The organism is Treponema denticola, from assembly GCF_024181605.1.
Lineage (GTDB): Bacteria > Spirochaetota > Spirochaetia > Treponematales > Treponemataceae > Treponema_B > Treponema_B denticola_B.
Genome location: NZ_CP054477.1, coordinates 1,433,394 through 1,445,690, shown reverse-complemented (window position 1 = coordinate 1,445,690; position 12,297 = coordinate 1,433,394). Strand labels below are relative to the sequence as shown.

The window sequence follows — 12,297 nt, the reverse complement described above, 5'->3', positions numbered from 1 at the left end:
TCTTAATAAGAGATTTTTACGCCTATGTTAAAGTAATGATTAAACTCTTTTCCGACTGCTTTTTCTCTCCAAGTTTTTAACTGTTCATCAGCTGCTTCCAATACTTGCTGTGGACTTGAGCCATCATGGATTGATGGATCCTTTGCATAAATATTCTTATTAACTCCGGGATTTATATTTGTTTCAAAGGTATAGCCTATTTTAAACTGCATTGAACCGCCTGATTTTAAAATTGGCAGATTAATTACGCCCTCTAATCCAAGCTGATTGACATATTGAATTGTCTGCTGTGTTAGGAAGGGTGTGGAGTAACGGAAAGCGTGTATTCTTTTTGAATTTTTATCTACTACAGCTGAATGATTGAAAATCGAGCCGTCAGTTGAATAATTTCCTTCTTTAAGATACTCTTTTAATATTACAGGATCATATACACTTTCCGTAACATTGGCATGGCGGATAAAGGTATTTGATACATTTATTGCAAGACCTTCCAGCGGGGTGAATTGGGCTTTAACTTTTATTCGATCAGAGTTTGGAGGCAGGTTGCTGCCTAAAGGTTCTCCATTATGTGTATAATTTTCATAGTTAGGTTCTTTTCTGTTGTTATTGTGGATGCTGGTATAGCAGTAGGGTGTTACCAGAGTATAGTTTATATCTGCAAAGCTGAACCAATGATCTTTAGGCATTGCATAAGAAACTCCGAATTGACCAGCCATCCTCCATCTTGCATCTTTTTTGAATTTTACTATCTCATTAAAGCCTATGTCATCAGCCAAGAGTACGGCATCGATTTTTAAGCCTTTGATAGGTTTGACTCCTAGTGTCAGGCCTAACATACTGGCATCAGCAAAGTTGTATATACTTTGCCCTATAAAAAATACTGAAAATGGTAGAAGATAAATAGGCTCGAATCTGCCTCCATATGTAATTATATCAACAAGTCCTACCGATATCCATGGAAGGGGGCGATATGTTATGGAGTGTGCTGCCGTAAATTTCTTGGGAAAAAAAGATTCACCTCGGTCATCTGATGCTGATATCGCAAGTAAAGTTTGATTATATGTAAACTTTTCTTTATTGACGACAAATATAAACTGTCCCGAATGAAAAGCTTGTTCTCCTATCAGGATATTATTTTCATCAAAGGGGCCGAAGGATGTTCTAGCCATCCCCGCACTAAAATAGTATTCAGGTGTGCCTATTGCAACTCCTGAGTTAAACATAGGCAATAAGGTAAAAGAACCTACAACGCTATCATCCGGAAATATGTCTTTTTTTGAAAATTTAAAGGCCGGCAGGGATTCATCTTTTGGCAATCTGTTTAATAAGCTAAAATTTACATGAGCAGAAGCTGTAAGTATTTCATTCAATGAAAAATTTATTTCCATCAATGGGGCCAAAGCAAAGTCTTTATTTCCCTTAGGTGCTTTAACGCCGAATTCGGTCATTCCTCCAAAATGGAAGATTTTACCAAATAAGCGTTTTTTATATTGTTCCGCTTTTTTTATTTGTTTGCCGGTTCCCTTTTCGATAACGATATCTAAGATTCTTTTTATTTCTTGTAATGGGTAAGGCCGTAGTGAAGACAAGTCATTAAGTAAACCTATCTTTTCCCATATTTTTATATCCTCATACAACGGATCAAAGATATCCACTGCAGCTTGAGAAAAAGTAGACAGCCCAAAAAATATAAACAGTATAACAAAAATTCTATTTTTCATCATTTACATTCCTCATATATTATAACTATAAGTTATGTGAGTTTACCATAATAGAATGTAAAAAGTCAACATATAAACTTCTATGCCACAATTGGAATCCGTACCGTATGTTTCTATAGTTTCTTTACGGTAATATTAATAAAAATGCACTATTCCTGCCACACTAAGCGGAAGCCTCTGATAGGATCGGCTCCGCTGGAACCTTTCCATTTCCGCTTACCGGTCATGCAATCGTACACGGCTTGTTCGGTATTTTCAGACCAGTTGCCGCCGCGTACCACCCGTTTTGTTTCGTAGTCAGGGAAAGGACCGGTAGGATAGGCATTCGTACTTGCATTTACGGTTGCAGTATATAAGTCCCAACACCATTCGGCAACGTTGCCGCTCATGTCGCAGAGCCCAAGTTTGTTTGCAGGTTTGCTTCCAACATTTGCTCTACCGGTTACGGGCGGAGTTTGTGTTGCAAATGCCGTGCCGTTCCACCATTTATTGAAAACTGCAACACGAGCGGTTTCTGCGCGTAAGGTTTCGTAACTTTCACCTGACGGCACTGTCATATTCTCAAAGCCGACAGGTTTTGCCGCTCCGCTTGCTGAATTCAAATTGGTCAGATAGACAGTGCCGTATTGTTCGGCATTGGTGCTGTCATTACCCTGATAACGTGCAGCATACTCCCACTCGGCTTCCGTCGGCAAACGATAGCCTTTTTTTGAAAAGTCGCAATACGCTTTATCACCGTGGAAAGCATGTTTTATGACCTTCCCCGATGCCGATCCGGTGCGGTATACGCACTGTTCCGTGTTTCCGAATGTCATCTCGGTATACGCGTTACACCACGCTATGCAGTCGGTCCAGCTTATGTTTGCCATCGGTTGATTCTCTTCCGTAGGAGTATCGGGGTTATCCGGTTCAAATTCAAACAAATAACCGTTCTTTTTTGCCCATTCGCATACTTCATTCCATAGTTTTACGGTAACTTCGTGTTTACCTATAGTGTAATCAGTTAAATTAACCGTACGCCCGTTAATAAATACACCCTTCCATGAAGTATCGGTACCGGGCAAGGTATACGAAACGGCATGTCCGATAATGCCTCCTGCAGGGGGCGTTACCTTTACGCCGGCAGGAACGGGAACTTGTTGTGTTGTCGCATAGACTTCGGTGTCTTCTTCAAACTCGTCGATGTCAAACAACTCTTTTCCGGTTATGCTGCCTTTTTTCCATGCGGCAAACACATAGCCTTGCTCGCAGGTTATCTTCGTTTTTGCCTCGTCTTTTATTTCGCCCCACGTTACTCCGTACGGCTTTGTGATTGTAGGAGACGCACCGATCTGAACATGACTGTCGCCTTTTACCGTGATGGTAACATTTATCGGTCTTGTTTCGACATATATCTTCGTTTTACCTCTAAATTGAAAGTCATCATAAAATTCGATACCGGTTTTACTGCCTTTTTTCCATGCAAGTATGACAAAACCGAATTTTGGATTAACTTTACCCATAACTTCAGTTTTTATTTCGCTCCACTTTGTTCCTCTGGGTACATACATTTCGGCAGGAGAAGTTATATCAACATGATCTCCTTCAATGGTAAGCTTTATATCTACCGGTTTTGTTTCAATAAAGACGGTTGCATTGGCATTAAACGGTGTTATATAGCTGTCATCTAAGACTGCACCCGAAGCGTTGTTAAGGCGCCAGTTTTTAAGCTCATAATGGGGCTTATAGTTTTGTATTTTCTTTTTTGCAAGCTCTTCAATTTCATCCCAACGTTTACCCGGAGCCACTTCAAATGTAGGAGGTGTTTTTAATGCAACCCCTGTGTCGCCTGTAACCGTTATTGTAATTTTAGCCAGAGGAGGCGGCGAAGGAGGAGAAGGAAGCTGTTTTGTTACAATAAAAACCGTTGCGTTTGTATCAAAAACATAGTCATCTATTAAAGATTGACCTTCGGCATTGGTAAGCTTCCATTCGTCGAGTTCGTGCCCCGCCTCGTACTGGTTGATTTTGTCTTCCGCAACAGCTTTTAACTGGTGCCATGTTTTTCCCTTATCCGCCGTAAACGTTTTTTCCGCTTTAAGCGTAACGTGTTCATCCCCCGCAACGGTAATGGTTATTTGTGAGGGCGTTGAGCCGCCGCTTCCGCCGCCTTGCTGCGGTGAAGACGGCACGGAGCTATTTCCTACAGGATTTGTGCAGCTTGCAAATAACAACACTGCCGACAATATCAGTTTAGTTATATTTTTCATATTTACTCTCTATATTTTAAGGTTAATTCACACAGATTAGTTACAGTAAATGTAGTGAATTTTTTCTAAAATGTCAAGTAAACGAAAAATTGCCTTCTTGACAACTCTGCCATAGGAGGATAAGCTGTTTAACATAAATGAGGGCATTTCGGCCTAAATTTTATAAAATTTTGAATCAGCGTATGCTATATTCTAAAGATAACGAAAAGTCAATCGCATTTCCCTTTATTTTTCCCGATGCATTTGTCCAGACAAAGCTCCCACGTGTAAGTAAATTATGCAATATTTGGTATGATCCTGAGATTTTGATAGTGTTAAAAAAGATCGGATTACCGCTTGGACTTCTCCAATTAACCCATTCCGGATGGTTGTTACCCTCAGCTTCCGGATAATATACACCTGAAGGGTTTTCTTTATTTTTATCAAAAAAGTTATCTTCATTTTCGCCTTTGCACACAAGTCTATAAGTAAGGGTTGCCGAATATTTTTTTGGATTTACAAGAGCGAATTGTGCTATACCAGTGATTGTATCAGGACCGTAAGGATTTGAAATCCAAGTATTTATTTGAGAACCGCTATCACCTAAAATCGAAGAAGCCATTTCTTTTCTGTAATGATAATAGCTTATTTTTTTATTTGAAAGAATATTATACCATGGGTTTGCATAAATACCTTCGATTGAAGATATGATATAACCTATTTTTGTAGGGTAAACATATTCAATACCGAAAAGACCTCCTAACGAATTTGGGGTATAATTTTTCCCGTTTAGGCCCTTTAATTCTGAAGCTGTTTGAAACTGATTCATTCCGAATTGGCCGTATATTCTCAATCCTTTTATAGGAACTGCATCTATCGTAATCCCGAATTGGCTTCCTACTGCTCCATTTTCAGATGCCGGTTTAGTCCCAGGCAGATAATCTTCTTTCCATGCAGCGTGGCTGTGAAAAATCATTGCAGGGTTTAAAAATCGCGGATCAAAAAAAGAATTTATTAAAACACCTTCATGAAGTGTTACTGAAATTTGTTTTATCGGTCTAAAACTTACCTCATGTGTAAATAAAAATCTGGTAGGATTTAATTCCAGAACCGTTACGTCCAGTTTTAAGTTTTTTGTGAACACAGTTCCTGAAAAATAATCAAAACGGTCAACAGTATCTGCTATAAGCATACTGCCGCCCAAGGCTCTACCTAAATTTAAAGAGCCTCTGCCGATATTTATGTTAAAAAAAGAACCTCCTACGGCTATGCCTGCTTGTTTTGGAAAATGAAAATCCATGTCTTTTAATTTTAACGGAATGTTTAAAAAAGTATTTGAAAATTTACTTGCGGCAAAATTCTTATGAAGGCTTAAATGACAGTAAGTATAAAAATAATTTGAGATTAAAAATTCGATAGGTACCGCCAGAGGAGCTGGCATATCATTGTAAGATAAAAACCGGTCTATACGCGGCGTATATTTATTAACATTGTATGGAAGCCGTCCCTGAATTGCTAGCTCTCCATTTATATTGAATTTAAGTATTTTTTGTTTAAGAAGATAATTAGGCTGTGTTAAAGTTTTTCTTGTATTTTCATATACCTGTAAGCCTATAGTGCTTAAAGTATCTTTATCAATAAGGCTTAGTGTTTTATAAAGCTCAGCTGCAGATTGCGGTTTTTTATAGGAAAGAGGGGAAAATCCGTTTTCGATAGCCAAAAAATATACCGAGTCATAAACATCAGTATTTCTTTCATAAAAAATTTTTGCATAAGGTATATCATATTCCGATTCATTTTCAGTTGCGAAACCGGTTTGGGCTGTTTTGGTTATCAAACATATAACAAGAAAAAGAATTACTATATATTTTTTAGATTTCATAAGATCCTCGTATATTTAGGCATTTTACCACAATAAAACATAAAATTCAACTATAGCCTTGACAACTCCGTCATAAAAGGATAAGCTGTTTAATATGAATGAGGTCTTTTGACCTAAATTCTATCCGTAAGAAAGGAGAAAAAGTGAAAAAGTTTTACATTGCGGCAAATTGGAAGATGAATATGAATAGGGCTGAGGCCAAAAGCCTTGCAGAAGAAATGAAGGCCGGCCTAAAAGACGGAAAAAACAAGTACATGATAGCTCCTTCATTTACTCTTCTGCAAGATGTTGCGTCCGTGCTTAAAGGCTCCAATATCTTGCTGGGTGCTCAAAATATGGGCTTGGAAGAAAAAGGGGCTCATACAGGAGAGGTTTCCGTTCTTCAGCTTTTGGATGCAGGTGTTCAAACCGTTATCTTAGGACATTCCGAAAGACGCCACATATATAAAGAAACCGATGATCTTATCAATAAAAAGGTAAAACTTGCCTTAAAACACGGCCTTGAGGTTATCCTATGTGTAGGGGAGCTTCTCGAAGAACGCGAAGCAGGTCATGCCGAAGCCGTATGCGAAAGGCAGATTAAAAAAGGGCTCGCAGAGGTTTCTGCACAAGATTTGCATAAGATAACGATTGCTTATGAGCCTGTTTGGGCAATAGGAACGGGAAAAAATGCAAGCCCTGAGGATGCTGATGCCATCCATTCTTCAATAAGAAAGACCTTAGCCGCTCTTTATGGTGAAAAGGCTGCTAAAGATATGATAATCCAATACGGAGGCTCTATGAAGCCTGACAATGCCGCGGGGCTTTTAAAAAAGCCCAATATTGACGGGGGCTTAATAGGCGGAGCCGGTCTTAAAACGGAAACATTTTTGCCTATAGCCTTGTTTTCCGAGTAAAATAGGCAAAACTGAAAACGATTGATTAACATGTTGGTTCTCTACTTGAAAAAATGAGAATAAAATGCTAGTATCTTAAGAGCTGTGATAGTTGTTTAGCTTTACAGTATAATAAAATAACTTAGAGTTGGAGGGTTATTAACATGAAAAAGAAATTTTTTGCAATTAGTATTATGGCTTTATTGGCTTTGGCTGTTTTTGCCGAAAATGCGGCAAATGTAACGGCCAAAACACAGAAAATTGAGGTTAAAGACAGGCCGTCTGCCGTAATGTATTGGACGAAGATGGATGTTCCCGGATTGGAAAACCAGGTTGAGTTTTACCTTACATATGAAGAAAATAACGATACCTATGATGAAGCTGTCTGCGAAAAAATTATTATGGAATTTATCGCTGAATATAAAAGAACTAACGTTTTTTCAAAATTTGAAGTTGAAGATCTAAAAGCCGCTTCAATAGGAAAAACAAAGACAACCGTAGTAAAACGCGTTATTTTTAGAAAAGTCCGCTAAAAATTTAATAAGAGCTATTGAAACTTTTCCGTTTTTAGTGTACTCTGTAGGGTATATTTTTATAATTGGAGTTAGATTATGGGTGGTTTAGGTATTGCTTTGTTAGTACTTTTTGTCATAATTTGTGCGATTATTATCTTTTTGGTTTTATTACAAAACGAAGAAGGCGATAGTTTGGGCGGCCTTTTTTCGGGCGGAAGCAACTCAGCCTTCGGCTCAAAATCGAGCAATGTATTAACAAGGGCTACTTATGTTGTTGTTGCCCTGTTTTTTGTAACGACCTTTTTATTGGCCCTTATTACAAAAAGCCCATCGGATTCAGGTTTATCCGAAGAGGCAATGAAAAAACAGACCGAAACATCAACCGAATGGTGGAAAAACGACGGCAGTACGGATGATGCCGGCGGCGAAACCCAAAAAGACGGTGAGTAGTTTAAAAGAGATACCGATAAATCCGGTATCTCTTTTTTTTGCGTGAATTTATGTATTTTATACCTAATATTGAAAGAAATAAGGTCTAAAGGTCTTGACGGAACTGCTTTTTTCCATTTACAATAGACTACTAGAGGTTTATATTTGGAAGACGCATATACAATAGTGTTAAAAGATGAACAAGTGCTTTCCGCTTTTTGCGGTGCCAATGACAGAAATTTGGGTTTTCTTGAACAATATCTTGGAGTTCCTGTCGTGTGCCGCGGTAATGAGGTAAGTGTTTTAAATGCCGATGATGAGGTTTGCAAGAAATTTCAACATGTGGTTGATAAGGCTGTAAATTCATCGGAAATCAAGTCCGAAAATTCATCGGAATATATCGAATCTCTGATTTCTACCATAAATATTTCCGATACGCAGGATCTTTCCTCAGGCTGTATCCATATTCCGAGAGGAATGCGTTCCGTGTACCCTAAAAATCCTCATCAACTCGAATTCATTAGCTCTATCCGTAATAACGATATAAGTTTCGGCCTTGGAGCTGCCGGTACGGGAAAAACCTATCTGGCTGTTGCCTGTGCCCTTCAAATGCTTATGTCGCGTCAAATGCGTAAGATTGTTTTTACAAGACCTGTGGTTGAAGCCGGCGAGAGTCTGGGCTTTTTACCCGGCGACCTTGTTCAAAAGATTACTCCCTATTTAAGGCCTCTTTATGATTCTATAGAGCTCTTAATGCCTTTTGAGCTTATACGACAAATGGAGGAGTCCAATATGGTTGAGGTGGCTCCTTTGGCTTATATGAGGGGCAGAACCCTGCATAATGCCGTTGTAATTTTAGACGAAGCTCAAAATACTACCAAAGAGCAAATGAAGATGTTTTTAACGAGAATGGGTGAGGGTTCCAAGCTCATTATAACAGGCGACCCTTCACAATCCGATATTTCATCGTCAAAAAATTCCGGTCTGGTGCATGCTGCAAATCTTTTATCGAAAATTCGAGGGATCGGTATCGTTCGGTTTTCTCCGGAAGATGTTGTACGTCATTCCCTTGTTCAAAAAATAATTAAAGCCTATGATAAAGAATAAGAAAGAAAGTAAATTTAAACAAAAAATATCTTCTCTCAGTGTGATATTTAAAAGAAATAAGGCCTTTGTGATTGCGGTTGCGGCCAGCTTTTTGGTTTTAGCTGTAATGATTTATATCAATGCTTATGAGAATTCGGGATTTTCCAAATTGACTATTTCCGATTTTGAAGTCGGAATGGTTTCCGACAGAGATATAATATCAAACCGTAATATTGAAGTGATTGATGAAAAAGCTACGGAAATAAGAAAAGTTGCAGCTAAACATTCCGTTATGGCCGTTTTTTATAAGGATAACTCGGTTTCGGAAAAAATGATAAGAGATTACTCCGAATTTGCGAGTTATATAATAGGTCTAAAAGATTCTGCAAAAAGTTTTACGGCCTTTAAATTTATGGTTATGGAAAAATACCCAGTTCTCCTTTCGGAACATGATTTGGAAAACATATATAAGACTGATGATTTTTATGAGATTACCTCTATTTCTCTCAACATGTTAAAACAGCTTTTTGATATCGGCATTATAGAGATGCCTCTTACAGGTCTTGGAGAATTAAATGATGCCGAGATAAGTCTGGGGACAACTCAAAATCAAAAGCTGTCATATACAAACGTATTTCTTACAAACCTTGTTTTATTTTATAATGTGAGAGACCGGATTAAAAGCCTCCTTTCCGATGTAAAAAAATCAAAGCTTGAAACTTATGTATTGAGTATGGTGCTTCCATTTGCCCAGCCTAATATTTTATTTGATGGTGAAGAGACCGAAAAAAGGGTGGACGAGGCCTTAAAAAAGGTAACTCCTGTAAAAATAAATATAGAAAAAAATCAAAAGATTATAAAGAGAGGCTTTATAATATCCGACGATGCCTATACACGTCTAAAAGCTTACGCAGGAGACGGAAGATATATAGATTTTATACAAATTGCGGCATCCTTAATTTTTTTAACCTTATCTCTTATAATAAGTCTTTTTTTGTTTTCTAAAAAAATTATCGGGGAAAGTTTGGATTTTAAATTCAATTTACTTATTTTAATTTCCTTTGATTTGATATATATTTTAATTCTTTTTCTTTCAAGGCTTTCGATATTTTCATATTCCCTTGATATAGTTCCCATATTGCCGGTTACCTTTTTGACTATGCTGATTGCAGCTTTAATTTCAAGAAAAATTTCGGTATTCGCGGTTTTTATTTTTTCACTTGCCGTTTTCGGTGCGGCAGGTTTTAAAATTCAGCCGGCCCTATTTGCTATCCTTTCAGGTCTTGCCGGAGCCGGTATGGTAAATATTAAGGGACAAAGGATGGACCTGATTAAGACTGCTTTAGGTTTAGTCTTGGTGCAGCCTATAATTTTAATCTGTATGTTTGCTATTTTTCCGGACTCTGCAAGCGATAAATCGGTGCTTTTATTGAGCACTGCAGGGAGCGGTTTTATAAGCGGTATTTTGGTTTTAGGCTTTTTGCCTATTTTAGAAACCTTGATGAATGTTCCTACAAGTTTTAGACTGATGGAACTGTCCGATCTTAATTCTCCAATTATGAAAAAAATGCTCATAAGTGTTGCGGGAACTTATAACCATTCGATGATGGTTGCCTCCTTGGCCGAAAGTGCCTGCCGTGAAATAGGAGCAAATTCGATTTTAGCCCGTGTAGGAGCTTATTATCACGATATAGGAAAGATGGAGCAGGGCGAATACTTTGTAGAAAATCAGACAAATTATAATAAGCACATGGATATAAATCCCCGCCTTTCGGCTACTGTAATAAGAAGTCATGTAAAAATAGGTATAGAAAAAGCAAAGCAATTACGGCTGCCTCAGCCCGTCATAGATATAATCGCCGAGCATCATGGAAACAGCTGTATATCCTATTTTTATGCAAAGGCAAAAGAACTTGATCCCAATGTAGATATCGAAGATTTTTGTTATCCCGGAATACCTCCGCGCTCAAAAGAATCGGCTGTTGTCATGCTGGCCGATATAGTTGAGGCTGCATGCCGTACCTTGGAAAAACCCTCGGTTCCCCGTTTGGAAAAATTTATAGATGAGCTTGTTTCCGGAAAGATAAAAGCAGGTCAGCTTGATAACTCGGAACTTACTTTCCGCGAAGTCAGAATAATCAAGGCCGCCTTTGTAAAAATTTTAGCAGGTTATTATCATTCCAGAATAGAATATCCGAATCAAAAAAATGTTGATGAAGATGAGGAAACAAAGCCCCAGAATAAAAACAGTCAAAAATTAGAGGCTGAAACCACTCAGGTACAGCCTCAAAAGGAAAATAATAATGTCTAATTCGATTAGTGTGTCATTTAATGATGAACCTCCGGGGTCTATAGACCCTGTAAGAGTTGAAAATTTTATATCTGAAGTTCTAAACGATCTAAACTTGAAAAATTGGGATATCTCTTTGTTGTTTTGTAATGATGCTTTTATTCAAAACCTTAATAAACAATACAGGGATATCGATTCGCCGACAGATGTTCTTTCCTTTGAGCAGGGGGATGAATATTTTGACGATGCCGGTGAAACAAGGTTTATGGCCGGAGACATAGTTATAAGCCTTGACAGTCTCCGTTTTAATGCCGAAGAATTTAATGTAGAAATAAATGAAGAGTTAAAAAGACTGATTGTGCATGGTATTTTGCATTTGAACGGAATGGATCATTCGGATAATTCTCCGGAACAAGAAATGCTTAAATTTCAGGAAGAATTACTTGTGCAATATAAAAATATGGAAATTTATCGGGTATAGTTATGGGTATAATAAACTTATTTAAAAAGAAGGGAAATGTAAATAATATTTTAAAAGAAGGATTAAACGATGAAAAAAGGGATATGATACGCGGTGTTGTCGACTTATCCGATACGGCGGTAAAAGAGGTTATGATTCCGCGTATTGATGTTGATTTTTTAGCCCTTGATACGCCTGGCGATGAAATTTTAGACAGAATATCGGAAAGCGGTCACTCCCGTTTTCCCGTATACGATGAGTCAATCGATAATGTTATAGGTATTCTTTATGTTAAGGATATAATAAAACTTTTAACAAAAAATCAAAAAATTGAGCTTGATAAGATAGTACGCCGAGCATTTTTTGTTCCTGAATCAAAAAGAATTGACGCTCTTTTAGCCGAATTTAAAAGACGCCATATTCATATTGCCGTTGCTGTTGATGAATACGGCGGTGTTTCAGGCATTGTATGTATGGAAGATATCATAGAAGAGATTGTAGGCGATATACAGGATGAATTTGACAATGAGGGTGAGGATATTACCGAAATCGCCTCAGGGGTTTGGCTTTGCGATGCCCGTGTCGATTTGGACGACCTCGCCGAAACCATTAAAAGCGATGCCTTACCTGTAGATGAGTTTGAAACATTGGGAGGTTTTGTGTTCGATCTTTTCGGAAAAATACCTGCCAAATATGAAAAAACAGCTTGGAATGATTTTGACTTTATTGTTCAAGATATGGACGGCCACAAGGTTAAGACCGTTAAAATTGTTCACAACAAGAATTCTATGCAAAATTAGGGAGGGAATGT

At 37.9% G+C, this 12,297-nt stretch carries 10 protein-coding genes; 7 read left to right on the top strand and 3 right to left on the bottom strand.

Annotated features, from left to right (window positions below; genetic code table 11):
* Window positions 1-2: 2 nt before the first annotated feature.
* From E4N80_RS06730 to E4N80_RS06720, 3 genes are all read right to left on the bottom strand, one after another.
* The gene (locus E4N80_RS06730) at window positions 3-1,724 is read right to left on the bottom strand and encodes a hypothetical protein (RefSeq protein WP_436411309.1); all 1,722 of its coding nucleotides are present in this window, start codon (window positions 1,722-1,724) and stop codon (window positions 3-5) included.
* A 146-nt stretch (window positions 1,725-1,870) separates the two neighbouring features.
* A complete protein-coding gene (locus tag E4N80_RS06725; RefSeq protein ID WP_253698399.1) occupies window positions 1,871-3,970 on the bottom strand; it encodes a formylglycine-generating enzyme family protein in 2,100 nt (699 codons plus the stop codon).
* 175 nt (window positions 3,971-4,145) lie between these two features.
* On the bottom strand, window positions 4,146-5,831 hold the full coding sequence (locus E4N80_RS06720) for a hypothetical protein (RefSeq protein ID WP_253698398.1): 1,686 nt from the start codon (window positions 5,829-5,831) through the stop codon (window positions 4,146-4,148).
* 143 nt (window positions 5,832-5,974) lie between these two features.
* On the opposite strand from E4N80_RS06720, the gene tpiA reads away from it, so the two are divergent.
* The 7 genes from tpiA (at window position 5,975) to E4N80_RS06685 (ending at window position 12,286) form a co-directional block, all read left to right on the top strand.
* Window positions 5,975-6,727, top strand: coding sequence for a triose-phosphate isomerase (gene tpiA, locus E4N80_RS06715; RefSeq protein WP_253698397.1), 753 nt, complete (start codon window positions 5,975-5,977; stop codon window positions 6,725-6,727).
* Between the two features lie 143 nt (window positions 6,728-6,870).
* Window positions 6,871-7,239 carry a hypothetical protein gene (locus tag E4N80_RS06710; RefSeq protein WP_253698396.1) on the top strand — a complete coding sequence of 123 codons (369 nt, stop codon included), beginning with the start codon at window positions 6,871-6,873 and terminating at the stop codon, window positions 7,237-7,239.
* A 78-nt stretch (window positions 7,240-7,317) separates the two neighbouring features.
* Window positions 7,318-7,671: a preprotein translocase subunit SecG gene (gene secG / locus E4N80_RS06705; RefSeq protein ID WP_010696812.1), complete on the top strand. Its 354-nt coding sequence runs from the start codon at window positions 7,318-7,320 to the stop codon at window positions 7,669-7,671.
* Window positions 7,672-7,815: 144 nt separating this feature from the next.
* On the top strand, window positions 7,816-8,757 hold the full coding sequence (locus E4N80_RS06700) for a PhoH family protein (protein ID WP_253698395.1): 942 nt from the start codon (window positions 7,816-7,818) through the stop codon (window positions 8,755-8,757).
* Window positions 8,744-11,047 (top strand): HD family phosphohydrolase, encoded by a 2,304-nt coding sequence (locus E4N80_RS06695; RefSeq protein WP_253698394.1) that lies wholly within the window; start codon window positions 8,744-8,746, stop codon window positions 11,045-11,047. The genes E4N80_RS06700 and E4N80_RS06695 overlap by 14 nt, the downstream gene beginning before the upstream one ends.
* On the top strand, window positions 11,040-11,507 hold the full coding sequence (gene ybeY / locus E4N80_RS06690; RefSeq protein WP_253698393.1) for an rRNA maturation RNase YbeY: 468 nt from the start codon (window positions 11,040-11,042) through the stop codon (window positions 11,505-11,507). Before E4N80_RS06695 ends, ybeY begins: the two co-directional genes overlap by 8 nt.
* 2 nt (window positions 11,508-11,509) lie before the next feature.
* Window positions 11,510-12,286 carry a hemolysin family protein gene (locus tag E4N80_RS06685; protein WP_253698392.1) on the top strand — a complete coding sequence of 259 codons (777 nt, stop codon included), beginning with the start codon at window positions 11,510-11,512 and terminating at the stop codon, window positions 12,284-12,286.
* Window positions 12,287-12,297 lie beyond the last annotated feature (11 nt).